A 21,790-nucleotide genomic window follows, 5' to 3' on the forward strand; every position below is an offset into this window, starting at 1 on the left:
GGCAGCGAGCAGGCCCAGCCGCCCAGCGCCTCGCCCAGCCACTCGCGCTCGGCGGGGTGGTGCAGCGCGGCCCACAGTTCGGCGGGGTCGAAGGCCCCGGCCCCGGCGGTGAGCTGGCCCCAGGGCGCGAAGCAGGCCACGGCGAGGCCGCTCAGGCCGGCCAGCCGGGCGACGAGGCCCCGGTCGCCGGAGTGCTCGAGCGCGTCCAGCAGCGCCTGCTGCACGGCCTCGGCGGGCGGGGCCGGGAGGTGGGCGGTGACGGCCCAGCGGACGGCCTCGAGCCCCGTCTCGTGGGGCACGGCGAAGACCGCGACCCCGGCCTCGAGGCAGGCCCGGCGCAGGGCCTCGGGCACGGCGGGGATGACCGCGCCCTCGTGGAGGCCCAGCGCGAGGGCGCGCCCCCCCAGCGCGGCGGCGAAGGCCCGCTGCCGGTCGGGGTGGCGGCCCATCCACAAGCCGGTGGTGAGGGCGAGGGAGCCGGGCTCGAGGCCCTGGGCCTCCTCGGGGAACTCCACCACCTGCACCCCCCGGACCCGGCGCGAGAGGCCGGCCTCCCCGCCGAGCCGCTTCAGCTTGAGGCCGGGGTGCTCGAGCAGTTCCCCCAAGGTCATGTCTTCTTCTACACCAAATTCCCCAAACAGTGTGTAAACCGACCCTTGTATTTGGCCCCCGGGAGGGCTACCTTCGCTTAGGACACGAGGTGGAGCCATGGTAGACCGCAGCCTGATGCACGGTTCCGTCACCCCGCTGGTGACGCCCTTCAAGAACGGACACATCGACGAGGCCGCCCTCGAGCGCCTCGTCGAGCGCCAGGTCGAGGCCGGCTCGCACGGCATCAGCGTGGGGGGGACCACCGGCGAGCCCGGCACGATGAGCCTGGAGGAGCGCAAGCACCTCATCGAGCTGGCGGTACGCTTCGCCCGGGGCCGGGTCAAGGTGATGGCCGGGACCGGCACCCTGCGCCTCGACGAGACGCTCGAGCTCACCCAGTTCGCCCGGCGGGTGGGGGCGGCCGAGGCGCTGGTGATCACGCCCTACTACATCAAGCCCAACCAGGAGGGCCTCTACCGCTTCTTCGGGCAGGTCGCCGCCAGCGTGCCCGACATGCCGGTCGTGCTCTACAACATCCCGGGCCGCTCGGGCATCGAGATCAAGATCCCCACCGTGGCGCGCCTGCGCCGCGAGTTCAAGAACATCAACGGGCTCAAGCACTCCTCCAAGGACGTCGAGTACGTCTCCGAGCTGCTGCGGACGGTGGGCCGCGACTTCCGCGTGTTCTGCGGCCTCGAGGCCCTCACCTTCCCCATGATGGCCGTGGGCGCCGTGGGCACCATCGCCGCCACCGCCAACTGGCTGCCGAAGGAGACCGCCGAGATGTGCGAGCTGCTCTTGCAAGGCCGCTACGCCGAGGCGCTGGAGCTCCACTACTACGGCCTCGAGGCCAACGACGCCGTCTTCTGGGACACCAACCCCATCCCGCTCAAGACGGTGCTCTCCTGGATGGGCCTCGTGGAGAAGGAGTGGCGCGAACCGCTGGGCCCCACCACCCCGGAGGTCGAGGCCCGCCTGCGTAAGATGGCGGAGGGCTACGGCCTGCTGGTGGCCCAGGCGGGCTGAGCAAGCAGGAGGCGACGCGCGATGAAGACCGTACGATTCTTTCACAACGGCTGGGTGCGCAAGGGCATCGTAGACCACGGGCTGGTGCTCGACGAGGCGGGCGAGCTGCACCACCCCGACAGCCTGCAGTACATGCTGCCCTTCGCCCCCGGCACCGTGGTGGGGCTGGCCCTCAACTACCGCGACCACGCCGAGGAGCTGGGCCTGGAGATGCCCAAGGAGCCGGTGCTGTTCATCAAGCCCGAGTCGAGCCTGGTGCCCCACAAGGCCCACGTGGTGCGGCCGAAGGGCGTGGAGTACATGCACTACGAGAACGAGCTGGCCGTGGTGATGGGCCGCGCCGGCAAGCCCGCCCGCCGCGTCAAGGCCGAGCGGGCCATGGACTACGTGCTCGGCTACACCATCGTCAACGACGTGACGGTGCGCGACTTCGTGGGCAACATGTACCGCCCGCCCATCCGGGCCAAGGGCTGGGACACCTTCGGCCCCATGGGCCCCATGCTGGTCTCGGCCGACGAGATCCCCGACCCCCACAACCTCGAGCTGCGCACCTACGTCAACGGCGAGCTGCGCCAGCAGGGCAACACCCGCGACCTCATCTTCAGCATCCCCGAGATCATCGAGTTCGTCTCGCGCTTCATGACCCTCAAGCCCTACGACGTCATCCTCACCGGCACGCCCAAGGGCATCTCCCACGTGCGCTCGGGCGACGTGATGCGCCTGGAGATCGACGGGCTGGGCGCGCTGGAGAACTCGGTGCGCGAGGAGATCATCCCCGGCGTGGGGTGAGCATGAGCCCCCAGGAGCTCTCCCCGGTCTACCGGTCGGCCGTCTACGAGGCCGGGGGCGTGGCCTTCACCCTGGGCGAGGCCCCCGCCGGGCTCGTGCTGTTCGGGGGGCGGCCCTTCGCGGTCGTCACCGCCCACAACCCCGGCAGCCAGCCGCTCCCGGCCGAGGAGAACGCCCGGCGGCACCGGGAACTCGAGCAGGTATTGCGCGAGGGCGGCTATGAGCTCGCTCCTGGTGTGGGCTGCTCGCCGGACGGAGAATGGCGGGAGGAGGGCTTCACGGTGTTCGGCATCGGCCTCGAGGAGGCCCTGGCCGTGGGCCGGCGCTTCGGGCAGAACGCCATCGTCTACGGGGAGGGCGAGCGGGTGGGGCTGGCTTGGTGCGAGGGCGGGGGGCTCGAGTGGTTCTACCCCCGGGAGGTGGGGAGGTGAGCCTATTCCTCGGGCAAAGCCCGCAAGGCCGCCCGGACCCGGGCCTCGAGGTCGTTAAGGTGGTTCTCGACCACGTCCCACTTGCGGATTCGCTCGAGGGCTTCCAGAACGTCCTCGTAGCGCAGGCGGTCATCCCTCATAGCGGTGTGGCGTCGCGGATGGCCCGCTCGAGCACCTTCGGGCGAAGCCAATTTTCCGGGGCTACGTCCACCTTGCAGCGGAGCAGGTCCTCTAAGCCGGCGATCAGCTCACCTAAATCCCACAAGCCACGGCCTGGCTCGAGGGTGACCAGCAAATCTACGTCACTAGCTTCGTCGGCTTGGCCACGGGCCAGTGAACCGAACACCCGCACGTTTGAGGCCCCGTGTTTAGCGGCAAGCGCGAGGATCGCCTCGCGCTTGGCCCTGAGGTCGGGCAAGCTCAAAATAGCCATAAAACCAGTGTAGCAGGAGGTCGAGCCTTGAAACTGGACGACAAAACCGCAGGCATCCGCCCCGAGTTCATCGAGCAGGTGCGGCAGAAGCTGGCCTCGCGCACCTTCGAGCACTACGTCGGCGGGCAGTTCGTCGCAGGCGCGCGGGGCGAGGTGTTCGAGACGCTGGACCCCGCCACCAACCGGGTCCTAGCCCGGGCCTACCGCGGCCACGCCGAGGACATCGACAAGGCGGCGCAGGCCGCGCACGAGTCGTTCAAGACGGGCTGGGGCAGGCTCAAGGCCCGCGAGCGCAAGAAGTACCTGCTCAAGATCGCCGGCCTCATCGAGAAGCACGGCGACGAGCTCGCCACCATCGAGTGCCTCGACGCCGGGCAGGTGCTCAAGATCGTGCGCGGCCAGATCGCCCGCACCGCCGAGAACTTCAGCTTCTACGCCGACTGGGCCGAGAAGGCCATGGACGGGCGCACCTACCCCGTGGACGCGGAGTGGGTCTACTACACCGTGCGGGTGCCGGTGGGCGTGTGCGGCATCATCACCCCCTGGAACGCCCCCATGATGCTCTCCACCTGGCGCATCGCCCCCGCGCTGGCGACGGGCAACACCGTGGTGCTCAAGCCGGCCGAGTGGTCGCCGCTCACCGCCTGGAAGCTGGCCGAGATCATGCAGGAGGCCGACCTGCCCCCCGGCACCTTCAACGTGGTGCAGGGCTTCGGGGAGGAGGCCGGGGCCCCGCTGGTGGCCCACCCCCTGGTGCCCCTGATCACCCTCACCGGCGAGACCACCACCGGCTCGATCGTGATGAAGAACGCCGCCGACCAGCTCAAGCGGCTCTCCCTCGAGCTCGGCGGCAAGTCCCCCGCCGTCATCTTCGAGGACGCCGACTTCGAGCGGGCCGTCGACGCCACCGTCTTCCAGATCTACAGCTTCAACGGCGAGCGCTGCACGGCCAACTCGAGGGCGCTGGTGCAGGAGTCCGTCCTCGAGGAGTTCGTGGCCCGGGTGGCCGAGCGGGCCGCGCGGGTCAGGGTGGGCCACCCCCTCGACCCCGAGACCGAGGTGGGGCCGCTGATCCACCCCGAGCACCTCGAGCGCGTGCTGGGCTACGTGCACATCGGGCAGGAGGAGGGCGCGAGGCTGGTGGTGGGCGGGGAGCGCGTGGGCAGCGAGGGCAACTACCTGCGCCCGGCGCTCTTCGTGGGCGAAAACCACATGCGCATCGCGCAAGAGGAGATCTTCGGGCCGGTGCTCACCGTGATCCCCTTCAAGGACGAGGCCGACGCCTTGGCCAAGGCCAACGACGTGAAGTACGGCCTGGCCGCCTACGTCTGGACCCGCGACGTGGCCCGCGCCCACCGCATGGGGCTCGCCCTCGAGAGCGGCATGACCTGGATCAACAGCCACAACGTGCGCCACCTGCCCACCCCCTTCGGCGGGGTCAAGTTCTCGGGCACCCACCGCGAGGGCGGGGAGTACAGCCTGGAGTTCTACACCGAGATCAAAAGCATCGCCGTGCCGCTGGGCGAGCACCCCATCCCCAAGTTCGGGAAGTGAGGCGGGCGGGTAAGCTGAGGCATGGACGACCCCAGCGAGATCGCCGCGCTGCGCCGCCGCCTCGACGAGCTCGAGCGCAAGCTCGCCTTCGTGATGGAAGCGCTCCGGCTGCGGTACACCGACGTCCCCGCCGCGCTCGACGGGGAGGTCGTCGAGCTCGTCAAGCGCAACCAGATCATCGAGGCCGTCAAGCTCTACCGCGAGCAGACGGGGCTGGGCCTCAAGGAGGCCAAGGACGCGGTGGACGAGATCGCCCGCAGGCTGAGACAGGGGCTTTAGGGGCGGCTGGCCCATCGGCGTGCTCCCCCGGGGGCGGACGCGATACTATGGGCGAACCCGATGCCGCCGCTGCCCCCCGTCCTCGAGCGGATGCAATCCCTGATCGCCCCCTGGGAAGAGCGCGGGGACCGGCGCGCCGTCTTCCTGGGCTGCTACGCCATGATGACCCACAACATGCTCGAGGCCCTCGCCCAGGGCGAGTTCCGCGACGGGGAGTGGGTGGACCGGCTGCTGCACCGCTTCGCCGACTACTACTTCGTGGCGCTGGAGGCCTACGAGCGCGAACCCGCCCGGGCGCCCGCGGTGTGGCGGGTGGCCCACGGCGCGGCCCGCAACCCCCGCCTGCGCGGGCTGCAGTACCTGCTGCTGGGGGTCAACGCCCACATCAACTACGACCTGGTGCTGGCCCTGGCCGACCTGCTCGAGCCCGAGTGGGAGGGCCTGGACCCGGCGCACCGTCAGGCGCGCTACGCCGACCACTGCCGGGTCAACGCGGTGATCGCCCGCACGGTCGATAGCGTCCAGGACGCGGTGATCGAGCGCCTGGAGCCCGAGATGGAATTCGTGGACCGGCTGATGGGCCCGCTCGACGAGTGGCTGGTCTCGAGGCTCATCGCCGGGTGGCGGGACAGGGTCTGGCACCACGCCCTCGACCGGGTCACTGCCCCGCGGGCCGAGCGGGACCGGCTGCTGCGGGAGGTCGAGACCGCGTGCCTCGAGACCGCCCGCCTGGTCCTGCTGGGCCGGGAGGGTTATACCCGATTCGGTTAGTTCGTCACCGTCCGGCGGCGCCGCCCCGCCTTGGCGGGGCGGCCGGCCGAAGTTATCCGCGTGGCGGGGGGCGGTAGCGCCCCTCGGGAGGGATACGCTTGCTTCGCCGACCGCCAGGGAGGGGTGTGCCCTGGGATTCAAAAAGATAGCCTCCGGGGCTCTTCGGATCGGATGATTATCTTTTTGAATCCGGTATAAGGGGCCCTCGAGCACGTGAAACCCCTGGCAGGCGACCCTGCCAGGGGTGGCTGTCGGGGTTACGGCTTCCCGCGCCGCCGCGGGGAGCCAGGGCCTCACTTGTCGAGCCAGGTGGTGCGCAGGCCCAGGTAGGAGGTGTTGGGGAAGTGCTCGAAGCCCTTGACGTAGGTCGCCAGGCCCTCGTACTGCGCCGAGTGGAACAGCGGCACCATGGGCACGAGCTGGAGGATGCGCTCCTGGGCGCGGTCGTAGATGGCCTTGCGGTCCTCCTGGTCGGCGGTGGCGCGGCCTTCCTCGAGGAGCTTGTCGAGGGTGGGGTCGCTGAAGTTCATGTAGTTGCCGCCGCCCTTGGTGTGGAAGGGGTTGTAGAGGAAGTCGTCGGGGTCGCCCTGCCCGGACTCGCCGATGATGGTGGCCACGAACTTCTTGCCGATGAAGTTGGGCAGGTAGACGCTCCACTCCTCGGCCTGGATGTTGACCTTGATGCCGACCTTGGCGAGCTGGGCCTGGATCACCTCGGCCGGGGCGCGCAGGAAGTCGTAGGTGCTGGTCACCTTGAGGTCGAGGGTGAAGCCGTTGGGGTAGCCGGCCTCGCGCAGCAACTGGCGGGCGCGGTCGAGGTTGGGCTTGCCGTAGGGGCTCTTGTCGTAGGAGTAGAAGCCCCCGGCCGGGATGGTGGTGCCCTTGGCGACGATGCCGCCCGCGCCGAAGAGGGCGACGTCCACGACCTCCTGCGGGTTGAGGGCGTAGGCGATGGCCTGGCGCACCCGCACGTCGTCGAGGGGCTTCTCCTTGAGGTTGAAGTACAGCGAGCGGAAGTTGGCCGACAGGCCGCCGACCACGTCGAGCTTGGGGTCGTTCTTGATGGTCTGGATGTCGGCGGCGGGGACGTACTCGATCCAGTCCACGCTCCCGGCGCGCAGCGCGGTGGTGCGGGCGGTGGCGTCGGGGAGGTAGATGTAGGTGATGCCGTCGAGGTAGGGCAGGCGGTTGCCCTTGCTGTCGCGCTCCCAGTAGTTGGGGTTGCGCTGCAGCACCATGCGGGTGTTGGGGATGTACTCGACGAAGACGAAGGGCCCGGTGCCCACCGGCTTGTTGCCCAGCGTGGCCGCGGCCTCCTTGGGCACGATCACGTTGAGGGTGAAGGCCAGTTTGGCCAGCAGCGGGGCGAAGGGCTGCTTGAGCTTGAAGACCACCGTGGTGCGGTTGGGGGCGGTGACCGAATCCACCACCGCGAAGTCGCCGGCCCGGGGCGACTTGACGGCCGGGTCCTTGATGCGGCTGATGGAATAGACCACGTCGGCGGCCTCGAGCGCGCGCCCGTTGTGGAAGCGCACGTCGGGGCGCAGGGTGAAGGTCCAGGTCAGGCCGTCGGGGCTCACGCTCCAGCGCTGGGCCAGCGAGGGCACGATCTTGCCCTTGGAGTCGAAGCGCACCAGGGTGTCGTAGACGTTCTCGAGCTGGTTGCGGGTGGCGGTGGCGCTGGTGGTGTGGGGGTCGAGGCCCACCGGGTCGGCCTGCATCCCCGCGCGCAGGACGCCGCCGCTCTTCTGGGCTCCCCCCGCGCCGAGCAAGGCCACGAGTCCGAGTGCTACTGCGAATCTTCTCATCCCTACCTCCTATTGCCTGCGCAGCCGCGGGTCGAGCAGGTCGCGCAACCCGTCGCCGAGCAGGTTGAAACCGAGTACGGTCAGGGTGATCGCCAGCCCCGGCCCGATCGAGATCCAGGGGGAGGTCTCGAGCAGTTGGCGGCCGTCGGCGATCATCTGGCCCCACGAGGGGGCGGGGGGCTGCGTGCCCAGGCCCAGGTACGACAGCGAGGCCTCGGCCAGGATGGCGAAGGCCAGCCGCAGGCTCACCTCCACGATCAAAGGCGAGGCGGCGTTGGGCAGCACGTGGCGGAAGAGGATGCGCCAGGGGCTGTTGCCCAGGGCGTGGCTGGCCTCGACGTAGGCCTCCTCGCGCACCCGCAGCACGCTGGCGCGGGCCACGCGGGCGAAGGGCGCGGAGTAGACCACGGCGATGGCGAGGGTGAGGTTCCAGAAGCCCCCGCCCAAAAACGCCAGCAGCGCGATGGCGAGCAGCACGGCCGGGAAGGCCAGCAGGATGTCGCTCAGGCGCATCACCACCACGTCCACGTTGCCGCGGAAGAAGCCCGCCAACGCCCCGGCAATCCCCCCGGCCAGCAGGGCCAGCGTGATGGAGATGGCGGCCACCGCCAGCGAGGTGCGCGCGCCGAAGAGCACCCTCGAGAAGGTGTCGCGGCCGTAGATGTCGGTGCCCAGGGGGTGCTCGAGGCTGGGCCCCTGCAGGCGGTCGGCGGGGTTGTAGGCCACGGGGTCGAAGGGCGCCAGCAGCGGGGCGAAGAGCGCGCAGAGCACCACCAGCAGCACCAGCACGCCCCCGGTGAGGGCGCTGGGGGAGCGCAGCACGGTGCGCAGCAGGCGGGCGCGGGCGGCAGGGGCGGCCTGGGTCTGGGTCATTCGAACCTCACCCGGGGGTCGATCAGGGCGTAGAGCACGTCCACCAGCACGTTCACCAGCACGAAGGCCCCGGCCACCAGCAGCACCGCGCCCTGCACCACCGGGTAGTCGCGCAGGTTGATGCCCTCCAGCGCGAAGCGCCCGATGCCCGGCAGGCCGAAGATCTGCTCGATGATCACGGTGCCGCCCAGCAGGTTGCCCACCTGCAGCCCCACCACCGTCACCACCGGGATCAGCGCGTTGCGCAGGGCGTGGCGGTAGACCACGGCGCGCTCGGGCAGGCCCTTGGCGCGGGCGGTGCGGGCGTAGTCGAGGGAGAGCACCTCGAGCAGGCTGCTGCGCACGATACGGGTGGTGGCCGCCGCCAGCGACATGCCCAGCGCCAGGGCCGGCAGGAAGAGGCTGCGCAGGTTGCCCAGGGGGTCCTCGCTGAAGAGCACGTAGCCGGTGGGGGGGAACCAGCCCAGCTTGAGCGAGAACAGCAGGATGAAGAGGATGGCGAGCCAGAAGCTGGGGGCGGCGATGCCCACGAGCGCGAAGAGGCTGGCGAGGTAGTCGAGGGTCTTGCCCCGGTTCACCGCCGCCGTCACGCCCAGCGGCAGGGCTATAGCCAGGGCGATGAGCAGCGCGAAGAGGGTGAGCTCGAGGGTCACGGGGAAGCGCAGGGCCAAGTCGGTGAGCACCGGGCGGTCGGTGCGCAGGCTGGTGCCCAGGTCGCCCTGCAGCAGCGCGCCGAACCACTGCCCGAACTGCACGTGCAGGGGCAGGTCCAGGCCGAACAGCCGCCGCAGCTCCTCCCGCCGTTCCGGGCTGACGTTGCCCTCGAGGCCGATCAGGTTGGTCACCACGTCGCCCGGCACCAGCCGCACCATGGCGAAGACCAGCACCAGCACCCCCAGCAGCGAGACCAGGGCTAAGCCGAAGCGTTTGAGCAGGAAAGGCAGCATGGCGGGGGTCCTAGATCAGCTCGATCTCGCACTGGACGGGGGTGGTGACCTCGATGCCCTCGGCGTGGGTCAGGAAGTTGAGCTCGCTGCGCACCCCGAAGCCCTCGAGGTAGACGCCAGGCTCGAGGGTGAAGGCGAAGCCCGGCAGCAGGCGGCGGCGGTCGAGGGTCTCCCAGCCGTCGAGGTGGGCGGCCTCGCCGTGCACGTGCTGGCTGCCCAGGTTGTGGCCGCTGCGGTGCAGCAGGGCCGGGGCGTAGCCCGCCGCCTCGAGCACGCCCCGCACCGCCGCGTCCGCCTCGTGGCCCTCGGGGTAGTCCCGGGCGGCGAAGCGCTGCTGCAGGTACTCCAGCCCGCGCTGCTGGGCGGCCTTGACGGCGGCGAAGGCCCGGGCGAACTCGGGGCTGGGGGGGCCGCTGTGGGCCACCCAGGTGATGTCGGCGAAGGGGGCCAGGGCGGAGGGGACCTTGCAGACCATGTCCACCAGCACGGGCTGGCCGGGCTCGAGGGCGCGATGGGCGGAGGGGGCGTAGTGGGGGTCGCGGGTGGCCGTGCCGAAGCTCACCGCCGGCTCGTGCTCGGCGATCAGCCCCCGCGCCTCCACCCGCCCCGCCAGGTAGCGGGCCAGGGCCTGCTCGCTCACCGCCTCCCGGCGCTCGCGCAGCCAGGCCATGCCCTCGCGGATGGCTGCGCCCAGGCCCTGCGCTGCCGTGCGGTGGTCGGCCTGCTGCTGGGGGGAGAGGGTGAGGAGCCGCTGGGCCAGGTCGCCCGAGCTCACCACCTGCTTGCCCAGCGCCCGCACCAGGTCCACGGTGCCCGAGTCCACCCGGCCGACGTAGGGGTTGTCCCCCTGGGGCGAGTGCTCCATGGCGAGGGTGCTCCTGCCCTCGAGCAGCTTCCGCAGCCCCCCGACCAGGCTGGCGCGGTCGTGGTAGCGCTCGAGGCGGGCCGGCCCCGGGAAGTAGGTGGCCTCGATGGCGTGGGCCAGCACGGCCGGCTCGCCCTCGCGCGGGACGAGGCAGAACCAGCGGCGCGTGACCCGCTCGGAGCCCAGATGGGTCAGGCGGTGGGCCAGGGGGTTGAGCCCCCGGAAGTCGTAGAGCAGCCAGCCGTCGAGCCCGGCCTCCTCGAGCCAGCCCTGGATTTCCTCGAGCCTCCTCCAGATCATCGCTTCCTCCTCGAAGTGGGGTGGTGCGGTTTTAAAGCAGCGGCGGGGTGCCGACCCACAGCACCCGCAGCTCCTCGTCGCCCTCGTTGCTCCAGATGTGCCGCAGGCCCGAGTTGAAGTGGGCGCTGTCGCCCGGGCCCAGGTGGTAGATCTGCTCGCCGATCTGCAGGCGCATGTGGCCACAGAGGATGTAGAAGAACTCCTCCCCGCCGTGCGTCACCGGCTCGGAGGTGTAGCGCGGGGGGTAGATCATCAGCAGGGGCTCGAGCTGGCGCTCGGGCGCGGTGCTGCCGATGCGCCCGTAGCGCACCAGGCTCTCGTTGAGGTTGAAGAAGCGCACCTCCGAGCCCTTGCGCACCTGCGCCGCGCTGCCCTCGGTGTCGAGGAAGTAGCTCACCGGGACGCCCAGGGCGCGGGCGATCTTGACCATCGAGGCGACGGAGGGCGTGGTGCTGCCCTTCTCGACCTGCGAGAGGAAGGGGGCGCTGAGCTCCGCCCGCTCGGCCAGCTCGCGCAGGGTGTAGCCGAGCTGCTTGCGGCGGTTCTGGATCATCCTTCCGAGTTCTTCGGGTTTCATGGCTTTTTCCCCTGGATGAGGATGCCGTAAGGTATATCAAATTTTGTTTGATATGTCAATCGATGATAAAGTGGGAGCCATGGACCCAGCCAACCCGGTGGTGCGCTTCGACACGGCCCTAGGATCGTTCCGCGTGGAGCTCTACCCGCGGCAAGCGCCGCTCACCGTCGCCAACTTCCTGCGCTACGTGCGGGAAGGGCGCTACCGGGAGGCCAGCTTCTACCGCACCGTGCGCTCCGACAACCAGCCCGACAGCCCGGTGGAGATCGAGGTGATCCAGGGCGGCTTGGGGATGGAGCCCCACCCCCTGCGCCTGCCGCCCATCGAGCACGAGACCACCGACCGCACCGGCCTCACCCACCGCGACGGCACGATCTCGATGGGCCGCCTCGAGCCCGGCACCGCCGCCTCGGAGTTCTTCTTCTGCATCGGCGACCAGCCCGAACTCGACCGCGGCGGCCACCGCAACCCCGACGGCCAGGGCTTCGCGGCCTTCGGCCAGGCGATCGAGGGCCTCGAGGTGCTCCGCGCCATCCACCGCCAACCCTCCGTAGGCCAGTACCTCGACCCCCCGGTGCCGATCCTCGCCGTCGTGCTGGAGTGAAGGGGAGCGGTCAGCGGCCAGCCGTCAGCTTGTGGCTCGTGTTGGGGATATCCCCCCCGGCCCCCCTTGCTAAGGGGGGTAAAGAACGGGCGTTTAGCACTCAGCTATCGGCTATGGGCTATCGACCATCACTCCATCACCCCAACGGCATCACCCACGGCCTGCCGCTAGGGTGCCGGGTAAGGGCGAAAGGCAGGCCGTAGACCCGCTCGAGGCGTTCGGGCTCGAGCACCTCATGCGGCGTGCCCAGCGCTACGGCGGCCCCCTGGTGCAACAGCAGGACCCGGTCGCAGAAGAGGGCGGCCAGGTTGAGGTCGTGCAGCACGGCCACCACGGCCCAGCCCTCCCGGGCCAGCCTGCGGCACAGTTGCAGCACCTCGACCTGGTGGCGGGGGTCGAGGTGGTTGGTGGGCTCGTCGAGCAGCAGCAGCCGGGGCTCCTGGGCCAGGACGCGGGCCAGGTCCACCCGGCTCTGCTCCCCGCCCGAGAGGGTGGGGTACTTGCGGTGGGATAGCGCCTGGGCCTGGGCGAGGCCGAGGGCGTGGGCAGTGGCTTGGTGGTCGCGGGGGTGTTCGGGGCGGCGCTCGAGGTGGGGCAGGCGGCCCAGGAAGGCCACCTCGTAGGCGGTGAAGGGGAAGCCCAGGTCGCGGCGCTGGGTCAGCACCGAGCGCAGCAGGGCCAGCTCGGCGGCGGCGTAAGCCGGGAGCGGCTTTCCCAGCAGCCGCACCTCGCCCGAGCTGGGCCGCTCCTCCCCCGAAAGCAGCCGCAGCAGCGTGCTCTTGCCCGCCCCGTTGGGGCCCAGGACGCCCAGCACCTCGCCCGCCCCGAGCCCGAAGCTCACGCCCCCCAGCAGGCGGCGCTGGCCCACCCGGAAGGACAGGGCGCGCGCCTCGAGCATCACCGGGCCACCTCCCGCTTGAAGCGCAGCAGCAGGGCGATGAAGAAGGGCGCGCCCAGCAGGCTGGTCACCACGCCCACCGGCAGCTCGGCGGGGGCCGCCGCCGTGCGGGCGATCAGGTCGGCCAGCACGCTCAGGATGGCCCCCAGCAGCACCGAGCCCGGCAGCAGGTAGCGGTGGTCGGGCCCGGCCAGCAGGCGGAAGAGGTGGGGGGCCACCAGCCCGATGAAGCCCACGCTGCCCGCCGCGGCCACCGCGGTGCCCACCGCCAGCGCGGCCAGGGCTACGGCCTTGCGCTTGAAGGGCTCGAGGCTCACCCCCAGGTGGAAGGCCTCCGACTCGCCCAGCACCAGCGCGTTCAGGGGGCGCGACAGGCGCAGCAGGCCCCACAGCGACAGCAGCGCGGTGGGCGCGATGGCCGCCAGCAGGCCCCAGGTGGCCCCGCCGTAGCCGCCCAGGGTCCAGAAGGTCAGGCTCCTGAGCTGCTCGTCGGTGGCGCGGCTCACCAGCAGCCCGATCAGGGCCCCGGCCAGCGCGTTGAGCGCGACCCCGGCGAGCAGCAGGGTCAGCACCTGCACCTGCCCGCCGCTGCTGGCCAGCGCCCACACCGCCAGCGTCGCCAGCAGCCCGCCCGCGAAGGCCATGAGGGGCAGGGCGTAGACCTCGAGCGCCCCCGCCCCCGGCAGCGCCACGATGAACGCGGCGGCCCCCAGCGCCGCCCCCGCGCTGACCCCGATCAGGCCGGGGTCGGCCAGGGGGTTGCGGAACAGGCCCTGCATCACCGCCCCGGACAGGGCCAGCAGCGCCCCGGCCACCACCGCCAGCAGCACCCGGGGAAAGCGCACCGACGTCAGCACCGCGTAGGTGGGGTTCTCGCGCTCCCACAGGACGCGCGGGATGTCCTGGGGCGCGACGGCGTAGGCCCCGCTGCCCGCCGCCAGCAGCACCACCAGCGGCAGCGCCACCCCCAGGCCCAGCAGGGCCAGCCGGTAGCGGGAAAAAGCCTTGGGCAACCGCAGAGCGCTCTGCATGGCTCAACCCAGCAGCCGGTGGCGGCTCAGGCGCAGCTCGCGCACGCTGAGGCCCTGCTCGTCGTGGCGCACCACCTGGCGGCGCTCGGGCAGCCAGACCCCCGCCACCTCGGCGTAGGCGTCGGCGAAGCTCTCCACGGCCTCGAGGCTCCCGTCGGCCCGGCGGTGGGTCACGGTGAAGTGCGCGGGGAGGTGCCTGGCGCCCGCCTCGGCGTAGGCGTGCAGGTGGATGCGGAAGGAGGAGGCGGGGAAGTTGCGCTCGACCACCCGGACCCGCCCCTCCTGCACCCACAGCGCCGAGCGCAGGGGGTCCTCGAGCTCGACGCGGGTGCCCAGCGGGCCCTCCCCCGTGACGCGCATGGGGTACTGCCCCTCGCCCTGGGCGAAGGGGCGGGGTGAGCGGTGGGCCAGCATGGAGGCCAGCTCGCGCCGGGGCCACTCGAGCAGGTCCTCCAGCGAGGGCTCGGCCCTGCCGACCGCCAGGTGCAGCTCGATGTCCCCGGGTGTGCGGGCCACCACGCGCCCGCGGTGCCAGCTACCGTCCAGGTAGAGCTCGAGGTCGGCGCTGAAGCCGCCGAAGCCCTCGGGCAGGGTGTAGGCGCTGGCGCGGGCGAGCTCGAGCAGCTCGTAGGCCGAGGCGGTGGCGTTCACAGCTCCTCCTTGGGCCCCGCGACGTAGAGCCCGCTGCGCTCGTAGGCCCCGATGAACAGGTCGAGCGCGGCCTGCCCGGTGCGGGGGCCGAAGCCGCCCAGGTACAGGTCGTCGATCGCCACCACCCGCCCGGCCTGCCCGGCGGGGGTCTGCGACACGCCGGGGAGCTTCCTCAGGCCCTCCACCCCGCCGATGCTCTGTAGGCCCTTGGTGAAGACCACGATCAGGTCGGGCTTGGCCGCCACCACCGCCTCGGCGGTCATCTGGGCGCAGTCCTTGATGCCCCTGGCCGCGTTGGCGATGCCCGCCAGCTCCATCATCCCCACCGGGTTCGAGCCCTCCCCGCAGACGAAGGTGGTCTGGGGGCCGCGCAGGTAGAGGAAGAGCCCCCTGAGCCTCGTGCGCCGCTGCGCGAGCTTGGAGCGCAGGGCCAGCAGGTCGCGCTCCATGCGCCGGATGAGCTCTTCCCCGCGCTGCACGCGCCCCACCGCGGCGGCTATGGTGCGGATCTTCTCGCGGGCCCCCTCGAGGGTGGGCCTGTCGGGCACGCGCACCACGCTCACCCCCGCGCCCTCGAGCTGCTCGAGGACCTGCGGCGGCTTGACGTCCTCGCGCCCGAGCACCAGGGTGGGCCGCAGCGCCAGGATGCCCTCGGCGTTGAGCCGGAACTGGTACCCCACGCTGGGCAGCCGCAGCGTGGCCGCGGGGTAGTAGCTGCTGTCGTCGCGCCCCACCACCCGCTCGCCCACCCCCAGGGCGAAGAGGATCTCGGTGGTGGAACCGTTGAGGCTGACGATGCGCTCGGTGGACCGCACCGTGACGGCCTGGCCCCGCGCGTCCTTGACAGTGAAGGGCTGGGCCAGCGCCAGCCCCGCCAGCAGGGCCAGCAGCGCCGTGCCGCGCCTCATCGGCCGGCCTCCTGGGCCGGGGCTTCGGCGCTGTCGGTGAAGACCTCGTAGGTCTCGAGCTGGGAGTGTCCCCGGAAGGCCTCGCGCGGCAGGGTGCCGCTGCGGGCGTGCCCCTCCTTGAACTCCGGGCTGTTCACCCAGCCCTCGAAGTGGGCCCGGCTCTCCCAAAAGGTCATCACCATATAGGGCTGCTCGGCGGGGTTGGCGGGCCGCAAAACCAGGTTGCGGATAAAGCCGGGCATCCGGTCGACGAGCCGGGCGCGGCGCTGGAAGTTCTCCTCGAATTGCCGGGCGTACTCGAGGTTCACCGAAATGCGGTTCATGGTAACGAACATCCCTGACCTCCTCGAGAGCCAAGGCTAGGACGAACGTCCCTTAAAGTCAAGTATTCCGGTCGGAATTTAGGTATATTGAAAATGATAACTGTTATTGCTGCCGGGAGCGGCCCAGGCTCGGCCTAGACGCCAGCCTCGGCGAGGGCCTGGCGGGTGGCGGTCTCGACGGCGGCCCAGTCGCCGGCCTCGAGCGCCGCCCTGGGGAAGAGGTTGGACCCCAGGCCCACCGCCAGCGCCCCGGCCCGCAGGTAGGCCGGGACTTCGGCAGGCTTGATGCCGCCGGTAGCCATGACCTGGAGGTCGGGGAAAGGCCCCAGCAGGTCCTTGAGGTAGGGGATGCCCCCGCTCGAGCCCGCCGGGAACAGCTTGACCACCTCCGCGCCCAGGGCCCGCGCCCGCACGACCTCGGTGGGGGTGAGCACGCCGGGGACGTAGGGGACCCCCCGCGCCCGGCACAGCTCGAGCACGTCCTCCCCCAGGTGCGGGCTCACCAGGAAGGCCGCCCCCGCCCCCGCGGCGGCCTCGGCCTCGCGGGCGCCGAGCACGGTCCCGGCCCCCAAGAGCACCGCCGGCAGGCGCTCGCGCAGCTCACGCAGGGCCTCGAGCACCCCGGGGGTGGTGAAGGTGAGCTCGACGGCCCGCAGGCCACCCCGAGCCGCTGCCAGCGCCGCCTCCACCGCGGCCCGGGCCGTGGGGGCCCGCAAGACCCCCACCACTTTCGCCTCCCGCAGCGCGGCTACCACCCCAGGCCCTTCAGGAAGCGCAGCTTCTCGAGGGTGTGGAAGCTCTCGCCGCCCTCGTGGTTGTTGTAGGGGTACACCCGGATCTCCTTGGGCCCGGCGTAGTGGTTGTAGGCGGCGTAGACGGTGCTGGGCGGGCAGATGTCGTCCATCAGGCCCACCGAGAACAGCGCCGGCGCCGTGGCCCGGGCCGCGAAGTTCACCCCGTCGAAGTAGCCCAAGGTGGCGAAGACCTGCCCCACCTTGTCGCGGTGGACGCGGCAGAAGGCGGCGATCTCGTTGTAAGGCGCGGTGTCCACGACCTCGGTGGCCCGGCGGTAGTGGCAGAGGAAGGGCACGTCGGGCAGCGCCGCCTGCACGTCGGCGAGCCCGGCGACCGCGAGGGCGATGCCCCCGCCCTGGCTCCCCCCGGCCACCGCGAGGCGGCCCGGGTCCACGGCGGGGTGGCTCCGCGCCGCCTCCACCGCCCGCACCGCGTCGGTGAAGAGGCGGCGGTAGTAGTAGGTCTTGGGGCTCAGCACGCCCCGGGTCAGGAAGCCGGGGTGCTGGGGGTTGTCGCCGTCGGGGGCGAGGTCGGGGGTGTCGCCCCTGCGCCACCTCGAGCCCTGCCCCCGCGTGTCCATGACGAGGTGGGCGTAGCCCGCGCTGGCGTAGGTCAGCCACTCCACCGGGAAGCCGCGCCCGCCGCCGTAGCCCACGTACTCCACCACACAGGGCAGCCCCCCCTCGCGCTGCCGGGGCAGCAGGAACCAGCCCTTGATGGGCTGGCCCGCGTAGCCGCTGAAGGTCACGTCGAAGACCTCGAGCGTCCTCAGCCCGAAGTCGGCCGGCTCGAAGCGGGCGTCGAGGGGGTGCTGGCGGGCCTCGGAGAGCGTCTGCCGCCAGAAGGCGTCGAAGTCGGCGGGCTCGTCGCGCTCGGGGAGGTAGGCCTGGAGGCGCTCGAGCGGGTAGTCGAAGAGGGGCATACGGCAGATTATTCGAGGGGGAGCGCGCTGTCCACCGTTTAGACTCTAGGCGTGTGGATCGGGATACTCAGCGACACCCACGGGGTGCTGGAGGCCGAGGCGCTCGAGGCGCTGCGCGGCGTGGACGAGGTCTGGCACGCCGGGGACGTGGGCAGCGAGGCCGTGCTCGACGCGCTCGAGGGGCTGGGCAAGCCCCTGCGGGCGGTCTGGGGCAACGTGGACGGCCCGGAGGTGCGGGCCCGCACGCACGGGCGCCTGGAGTTCGAGGCCGAGGGGATGAAGGTGCTGCTCGTCCACCAGGCGGGCACGCCCGGCCACTACCTCCCCGAGGTGCGCCGGCGGGTGCGGGCCCGCCGCCCCGACCTCATCGTCTGCGGCCACTCGCACATCCTGCGGGTCGAGCGCGACGCGGCGGGCATCCTCTACCTCAACCCCGGGGCCTGCGGCGAGGAGGGCATCCACCGGGTCAAGACGCTGGTGCGGCTCGAGGTCGCCGGCGGGCGCATCCGCAAGGCCGAGGCCGTCGAACTCGGCGCCCGGGTGGGGGAGAGCCGCGAGCGGGCCTGGCAGACCGTGGAGGCCTTCCTGGCGACGCGGGGCCTGCGGCTGGGCGAGGCCCAGGCCTCGGCCCTGGGCCGCCGGGCCGCCCGGGTCTGCCGCGAGCAGGGCTGGCCGGTGAACCCGGTCCACCACCCGCGCTTCGGCACGGTCAACGAGTACCCGGTCGAGGCCCTGGAGGAAGCCCTCACAGAAGGGCTCGGGTGAAGCCCCCGTCCACCACCAGGGTCTGGCCGGTGAGGTAGCTGGCGCGGCTGGAGAGCAAGAACAGCGCCACGTCGGCGATCTCCTGCGGCCGCCCCAGCCGCCCGGCCGGGATCTGCTGGGCCTGCTGCTGCAGGGCGGCCTCGAGGCTGCCCCCCTGCTGCTTGGCGCGGTACTCGAAGACCTCGGTGACCCGCTCGGTGAGGGTGTAGCCCGGGGCCAGCGTGTTGACGGTGATGCCGTGGCCGGCCACCTCGCGCGAGAGGGTCTTGAGGTAGCCGGTCACGGCGGCCCGCAGGGTGTTGGAGAGGGCCAGGTTCTCGATGGGCTCCTTCACCGCCAGCGAGGTCACGGCCAGGATGCGCCCGAAGCCCTGGGCCTTCATGCCCGGCAGGAGGCCGCCCACCAGCCGGATCAGGGGGTAGAGCAGGCTGTCGGCCGCCTGGCGGAAGTCCATGGCGCCGAGGTCCTGCGCCGGGGAGGGGCGGGGCCCGCCGGTGTTGGCCAGCAGGATCTCGACGGTGCCGAAGCTTTGGGCCTGGGCCAGGATCCCCTCGACCTCCTCGCCCCGGCTGAGGTCGGCGGGGATGGCCCTGGCCTCGCCGCCCATGGCCTCGATCTCGGCCACCAGTTGCTCGAGCTTCTCGGCGTTCCGGGCCACCGCCAGCACCCGGGCCCCCTCCTGGGCCAACCCCAGCGCGATCGCACGGCCGATCCCCTGTGAAGCGCCGGTCACCAGCGCGGTTTTCCCCCTGATTCCCAGGTCCATAAGGAGGAGTCTCGGGGCTCGGCCGCCGAGCGTCAAGGGGTGGGCCGCTAGGCCAGGCTCTTGACGTACCAGCTCAGCGACGGGCCGCTGTCGCGCAGGTGGGCGAAGCCCTGGCGCGACCAGAAGTGACGGGCGACCGGGTTGTCGCCGTAGACCACCGCGAACAGCCGCTCCACCTGGCCCCGCAGGCGGGCCTCGAGCTCGCCCAGCGCCCGGGCCCCCAGGCCCTGGCCCTGCAGGCTTTCCCGGATCAGCAGCAGGCTGATGGTCGCGGCGCCCTCCTCGGGGTAGGTGAGCTTGTAGTCGAGGTAGCCCACCACCTCCCCGTCTTGCTCGAGCAGCGAGACCCGGCGCCGGGGGTCGTGCTCGAGCACCTCGAGCTCCCGTTCGACGTCGGCCAGCGAGGGGACTTCCATGCCGATGAGGTTGAAGTAGGTGGGGCTGTCCAAATACAGGCGGTGAATCTCGGGGGCCAATGCCGGCAGTACAGGACGGAATTGAAAACGGTCAGCGATCCTCATGGTTTGCCCTGATTTTATCCCCTGGCACTCTGAGATTTGGGTTATAGGACACGGCGCAGGGGCGTTCAGGGCGCTCGTTGGTCGGATGCCGGGCGCCGGGCGCGGGTCGTACGGCGTACGGCGTACGCCGATAGCTCATAGCCGATAGCCGATAGCCGATAGCTAAACGCGGAAGGCAAGACGCAAAACGCCTTGACCCTAGACCCCCGACCCCCGACTCTTGATGCCGGTGGGGAGGGGGACCCAGCGGGGAATCAGTTAAGACGGGTATCCTCTGCCCATGAACCGTGTCCGCCTTCTCCTGTTAGCGGGCGCCGCCGGCTTGTTGGGGGCGTGCGCGATCCTGCCCATCACCCTCGACCTCTTGGGCCACCTCGGGAGCCGCAAGTCGGGGAGTTATAGCCGCGAAGTGCCCAGGGGTACGGTCACCTTCGACGGGGTGACCCTGCCGCAGGAAGGCCCCTGGAGCCTCGACTTCAGCGGCCAGAACGTCCCGGTGAGCTTCAAGTCGGTCCGCCTGATCTACGAGGTGGCGCTCGCCACGAGCGGGCCGGGGCTGAGCGGCACCGTGACCGTGCAGGCCTACCTGGCCCCGGCCGGCGTAGCCGACGTCGTGCAGGAGCGGTACAGGCTGGGCAGTTCCCAGGTCCTGGACCTTGGCGCCGGCAGCTTCGAGCTCGAGGGCAGCGCCGACCTCACCGCCGAGCAGGTGGCGGCGGTCAACGACAAGAAGGTCCAGGTGGTGCTGGTGTTCGGCGGCACCGCCACCGCCGCCGAGGGCGGCACCCTCCGGCTCGACTACGAGGTGAAGAAGCTGCTGCTGAGCTTCACCGTGATTTGACCCGCCCCGGCAGAAAAACCCCCGGCCGCGGCCGGGGGTTTTGGGGTTACGAGATCAGGAGCCTAGAACCGCTTGGCGGGCTCGAGCACGGTCACGTTGGCCGCCTGGGGCCCCTTGCCGTTCTTGCCGCTTTCCACCTCGAAGCTCACCACGTCGCCCTCGTTGAGGGTGCGGAAGCCCTTGGAGTTGATGGCGCTGTAGTGGACGAACACGTCGCTGTCCCCCTCGCGCTCGATAAACCCGTACCCCTTCTCGGCGTTAAACCACTTCACTTTGCCTTTCTGCATACTGCTCCTTACGTGCCGAGCGATCGCCCGCCGGGCGAGGCTCCATCCGGGTGACGGGGTCCTGCATTGCCTTGGGGGCTACCCCAGTGGCCCAGATGCCTCAGCCTAGCACGCTCTCATCTGGCGTGTCTATCCTTTGAAAACCCGCTTCAGCTTGTCCCAAAAGCCCTCCGGGGCGACCTCCTCGCCGGTCTCCTGGGCGAACTCGCGCAGGAGCTGGCGGGCGCGGTCGGAGAGGTTGCGCGGCACGGCAATCTCGGTGACGACCTGGAGGTTGCCGCGGTGGCGCCGCCCGGCGTGGGGCAGGCCCTTGCCCTCCATCTCGAACACCTCGCCGTGCTCGGTGCCGGGGGGGATGTCGAGGGGGATGGGGCCCTCGAGCCCCGGCACCTCCACCTTGGTGCCCAGCGCCGCCTGGGCCAGCCCCAGCTTGAGGCGGTAGACGAGGTGGGGTCCCTCGCGCTCGAGGTGGGGGTGGGGGGCGAGGCGGGGCCGCACGAAGAGGTCGCCGGGCCCGCCCGGCCCCAGGTTGCCCATGCCCGACACCCGCAGGAGCTGGTTCTCGTCGATGCCTGCGGGCATCTGCACCTTGATGTGCTCCTCGCGCCGCACCCGGCCCTGGCCCTTGCAGGTGGGGCAGGTCTCGCTCATGGTGTAACCCCGGCCGCGGCAGGCCGCGCAGGGGGCCTGGGTCATCACGTTGCCGAAGATGGTGCGCTGCACCTGCTCGACCACGCCCCGCCCGTGGCAGTTCCTGCAGGGCTCGCGCTTGCCGCCCTGGCCCGCGCAGGCCTCGCAGGTCACCAGCCGCTGGTAGTTCAGCTCCTTCTCGGCACCGTGCAGCACGTCGATGAGCTCGAGCTCGACGGTGGCCTCGAGGTCCTCCCCGCGGGGGGCCCGTCCCGGCCCGCCCGGGGAGCGGAAGCCGAAGACCTGCTCGAAGAGGTCGAACACGTCGCCGAACCCGCCGGGGAAGCCGCCCATCTGGGGGGCCTCGGTGCCGTAACGGTCGTAGTTGGCCCGCTTTTCGGGGTCGGAGAGCACCGAGTAGGCCTCGTTGATGGCCTTGAACTTTTCCTCCGCCTCCTTGTTCCCCGGGTTCTTGTCCGGGTGGTATTGCAGGGCCAGCTTCCGGTAAGCCTTCTTGATCTCGTCCGGAGTGGCCTCACGGCTCACGCCCAAGGTTGCGTAATAGTCCTTCATCGAAGTTTAGTCTAGCAGACTAAAGTTTTCG

28 protein-coding genes are annotated in these 21,790 nt (G+C 71.0%); 9 read left to right on the forward strand and 19 right to left on the reverse strand.

Going from position 1 to position 21,790, the window contains the following annotated elements; genetic code table 11:
- On the reverse strand, positions 1-611 hold a 611-nt coding region (locus tag MEICH_RS23955), incomplete at its 3' end, for a PucR family transcriptional regulator ligand-binding domain-containing protein (protein WP_036218398.1).
- Positions 612-708: 97 nt separating this feature from the next.
- On the opposite strand from MEICH_RS23955, the gene hpaI reads away from it, so the two are divergent.
- The 3 genes from hpaI to MEICH_RS0106515 are packed head-to-tail and all read left to right on the forward strand — an operon-like array spanning position 709 to position 2,837.
- Entirely contained in the window at positions 709-1,617 is a 909-nt protein-coding gene (gene hpaI / locus MEICH_RS0106505) for a 2,4-dihydroxyhept-2-ene-1,7-dioic acid aldolase (RefSeq protein WP_027891939.1), read from the forward strand.
- 21 nt (positions 1,618-1,638) lie between these two features.
- On the forward strand, positions 1,639-2,406 hold the full coding sequence (locus tag MEICH_RS0106510; RefSeq protein WP_027891940.1) for a fumarylacetoacetate hydrolase family protein: 768 nt from the start codon (positions 1,639-1,641) through the stop codon (positions 2,404-2,406).
- 2 nt (positions 2,407-2,408) lie between these two features.
- A complete protein-coding gene (locus MEICH_RS0106515; protein WP_036218400.1) occupies positions 2,409-2,837 on the forward strand; it encodes a DUF3293 domain-containing protein in 429 nt (142 codons plus the stop codon).
- Between the two features lie 2 nt (positions 2,838-2,839).
- On the opposite strand, the gene MEICH_RS28470 is transcribed toward MEICH_RS0106515, so the two are convergent.
- Together MEICH_RS28470 and MEICH_RS0106525 are read right to left on the reverse strand one after the other, a co-directional pair.
- On the reverse strand, positions 2,840-2,977 hold the full coding sequence (locus MEICH_RS28470; protein WP_157202640.1) for a hypothetical protein: 138 nt from the start codon (positions 2,975-2,977) through the stop codon (positions 2,840-2,842).
- Positions 2,974-3,270, reverse strand: a complete 297-nt coding sequence (locus tag MEICH_RS0106525) for a nucleotidyltransferase family protein (protein WP_036218402.1) — start codon at positions 3,268-3,270, stop codon at positions 2,974-2,976. Before MEICH_RS0106525 ends, MEICH_RS28470 begins: the two co-directional genes overlap by 4 nt.
- A gap of 27 nt (positions 3,271-3,297) precedes the next feature.
- On the opposite strand from MEICH_RS0106525, the gene hpaE reads away from it, so the two are divergent.
- From hpaE to MEICH_RS0106540, 3 genes are read left to right on the forward strand one after another with little or no spacing between them, the layout of a single operon-like run.
- A complete protein-coding gene (gene hpaE, locus MEICH_RS0106530; protein WP_027891943.1) occupies positions 3,298-4,824 on the forward strand; it encodes a 5-carboxymethyl-2-hydroxymuconate semialdehyde dehydrogenase in 1,527 nt (508 codons plus the stop codon).
- A 21-nt stretch (positions 4,825-4,845) separates the two neighbouring features.
- Positions 4,846-5,103: a ribosomal protein L7/L12 gene (locus MEICH_RS23960; RefSeq protein WP_036218404.1), complete on the forward strand. Its 258-nt coding sequence runs from the start codon at positions 4,846-4,848 to the stop codon at positions 5,101-5,103.
- Positions 5,104-5,163: 60 nt separating this feature from the next.
- Positions 5,164-5,874 (forward strand): DUF5995 family protein, encoded by a 711-nt coding sequence (locus MEICH_RS0106540; protein ID WP_027891944.1) that lies wholly within the window; start codon positions 5,164-5,166, stop codon positions 5,872-5,874.
- 293 nt (positions 5,875-6,167) lie between these two features.
- On the opposite strand, the gene MEICH_RS0106545 is transcribed toward MEICH_RS0106540, so the two are convergent.
- From MEICH_RS0106545 to MEICH_RS0106565, 5 genes are read right to left on the reverse strand one after another with little or no spacing between them, the layout of a single operon-like run.
- Entirely contained in the window at positions 6,168-7,682 is a 1,515-nt protein-coding gene (locus tag MEICH_RS0106545; RefSeq protein ID WP_027891945.1) for an ABC transporter substrate-binding protein, read from the reverse strand.
- A 9-nt stretch (positions 7,683-7,691) separates the two neighbouring features.
- Entirely contained in the window at positions 7,692-8,555 is an 864-nt protein-coding gene (locus tag MEICH_RS0106550) for an ABC transporter permease (protein WP_036218406.1), read from the reverse strand.
- Positions 8,552-9,502, reverse strand: coding sequence for an ABC transporter permease (locus MEICH_RS0106555; protein ID WP_027891947.1), 951 nt, complete (start codon positions 9,500-9,502; stop codon positions 8,552-8,554). The genes MEICH_RS0106550 and MEICH_RS0106555 overlap by 4 nt, the downstream gene beginning before the upstream one ends.
- Positions 9,503-9,512: 10 nt before the next feature.
- Entirely contained in the window at positions 9,513-10,667 is a 1,155-nt protein-coding gene (locus MEICH_RS0106560) for a M24 family metallopeptidase (protein ID WP_027891948.1), read from the reverse strand.
- Between the two features lie 31 nt (positions 10,668-10,698).
- On the reverse strand, positions 10,699-11,244 hold the full coding sequence (locus MEICH_RS0106565) for a helix-turn-helix domain-containing protein (RefSeq protein WP_027891949.1): 546 nt from the start codon (positions 11,242-11,244) through the stop codon (positions 10,699-10,701).
- A 79-nt stretch (positions 11,245-11,323) separates the two neighbouring features.
- On the opposite strand from MEICH_RS0106565, the gene MEICH_RS0106570 reads away from it, so the two are divergent.
- Complete coding sequence (locus tag MEICH_RS0106570) at positions 11,324-11,848, forward strand: peptidylprolyl isomerase (RefSeq protein ID WP_027891950.1); 525 nt, start codon at positions 11,324-11,326, stop codon at positions 11,846-11,848.
- 136 nt (positions 11,849-11,984) lie between these two features.
- On the opposite strand, the gene MEICH_RS0106575 is transcribed toward MEICH_RS0106570, so the two are convergent.
- The 7 genes from MEICH_RS0106575 to MEICH_RS0106605 form a co-directional block, all read right to left on the reverse strand.
- Positions 11,985-12,749, reverse strand: coding sequence for a heme ABC transporter ATP-binding protein (locus tag MEICH_RS0106575; protein WP_476695753.1), 765 nt, complete (start codon positions 12,747-12,749; stop codon positions 11,985-11,987).
- Positions 12,746-13,777, reverse strand: coding sequence for a FecCD family ABC transporter permease (locus MEICH_RS0106580; protein ID WP_027891952.1), 1,032 nt, complete (start codon positions 13,775-13,777; stop codon positions 12,746-12,748). The genes MEICH_RS0106575 and MEICH_RS0106580 overlap by 4 nt, the downstream gene beginning before the upstream one ends.
- 3 nt (positions 13,778-13,780) lie before the next feature.
- On the reverse strand, positions 13,781-14,428 hold the full coding sequence (locus tag MEICH_RS0106585; RefSeq protein ID WP_027891953.1) for a DUF3386 family protein: 648 nt from the start codon (positions 14,426-14,428) through the stop codon (positions 13,781-13,783).
- Positions 14,425-15,336: a heme/hemin ABC transporter substrate-binding protein gene (locus tag MEICH_RS0106590; protein WP_027891954.1), complete on the reverse strand. Its 912-nt coding sequence runs from the start codon at positions 15,334-15,336 to the stop codon at positions 14,425-14,427. The genes MEICH_RS0106585 and MEICH_RS0106590 overlap by 4 nt, the downstream gene beginning before the upstream one ends.
- The gene (locus tag MEICH_RS0106595) at positions 15,333-15,671 is read right to left on the reverse strand and encodes an antibiotic biosynthesis monooxygenase family protein (RefSeq protein ID WP_027891955.1); all 339 of its coding nucleotides are present in this window, start codon (positions 15,669-15,671) and stop codon (positions 15,333-15,335) included. Before MEICH_RS0106595 ends, MEICH_RS0106590 begins: the two co-directional genes overlap by 4 nt.
- Before the next feature lie 122 nt (positions 15,672-15,793).
- Positions 15,794-16,414, reverse strand: a complete 621-nt coding sequence (locus tag MEICH_RS0106600; protein WP_027891956.1) for a bifunctional 4-hydroxy-2-oxoglutarate aldolase/2-dehydro-3-deoxy-phosphogluconate aldolase — start codon at positions 16,412-16,414, stop codon at positions 15,794-15,796.
- A complete protein-coding gene (locus MEICH_RS0106605) occupies positions 16,408-17,376 on the reverse strand; it encodes an acetylxylan esterase (RefSeq protein WP_027891957.1) in 969 nt (322 codons plus the stop codon). The genes MEICH_RS0106600 and MEICH_RS0106605 overlap by 7 nt, the downstream gene beginning before the upstream one ends.
- A 51-nt stretch (positions 17,377-17,427) precedes the next feature.
- Between MEICH_RS0106605 and MEICH_RS23965 the strand changes: the two genes are divergently transcribed.
- Positions 17,428-18,141, forward strand: coding sequence for a metallophosphoesterase family protein (locus MEICH_RS23965; RefSeq protein ID WP_084542208.1), 714 nt, complete (start codon positions 17,428-17,430; stop codon positions 18,139-18,141).
- On the opposite strand, the gene MEICH_RS0106615 is transcribed toward MEICH_RS23965, so the two are convergent.
- Together MEICH_RS0106615 and MEICH_RS0106620 are read right to left on the reverse strand one after the other, a co-directional pair.
- A complete protein-coding gene (locus tag MEICH_RS0106615) occupies positions 18,122-18,907 on the reverse strand; it encodes an SDR family oxidoreductase (RefSeq protein WP_027891958.1) in 786 nt (261 codons plus the stop codon). The two genes, MEICH_RS23965 and MEICH_RS0106615, sit on opposite strands and share 20 nt — an antisense overlap.
- A gap of 47 nt (positions 18,908-18,954) precedes the next feature.
- Positions 18,955-19,428, reverse strand: a complete 474-nt coding sequence (locus MEICH_RS0106620) for a GNAT family N-acetyltransferase (protein WP_027891959.1) — start codon at positions 19,426-19,428, stop codon at positions 18,955-18,957.
- A gap of 280 nt (positions 19,429-19,708) precedes the next feature.
- On the opposite strand from MEICH_RS0106620, the gene MEICH_RS0106625 reads away from it, so the two are divergent.
- Positions 19,709-20,269, forward strand: coding sequence for a type 1 periplasmic-binding domain-containing protein (locus MEICH_RS0106625; protein ID WP_027891960.1), 561 nt, complete (start codon positions 19,709-19,711; stop codon positions 20,267-20,269).
- Positions 20,270-20,331: 62 nt separating this feature from the next.
- Here MEICH_RS0106625 and MEICH_RS0106630 read toward each other — a convergent pair whose 3' ends face one another.
- Both MEICH_RS0106630 and MEICH_RS0106635 read right to left on the reverse strand, forming a co-directional pair.
- A complete protein-coding gene (locus MEICH_RS0106630) occupies positions 20,332-20,556 on the reverse strand; it encodes a cold-shock protein (protein ID WP_027891961.1) in 225 nt (74 codons plus the stop codon).
- 129 nt (positions 20,557-20,685) lie between these two features.
- On the reverse strand, positions 20,686-21,759 hold the full coding sequence (locus MEICH_RS0106635; protein ID WP_027891962.1) for a J domain-containing protein: 1,074 nt from the start codon (positions 21,757-21,759) through the stop codon (positions 20,686-20,688).
- Positions 21,760-21,790 lie beyond the last annotated feature (31 nt).

Source organism: Calidithermus chliarophilus DSM 9957, assembly GCF_000430045.1.
GTDB classification, from domain to species: Bacteria; Deinococcota; Deinococci; order Deinococcales; family Thermaceae; genus Calidithermus; species Calidithermus chliarophilus.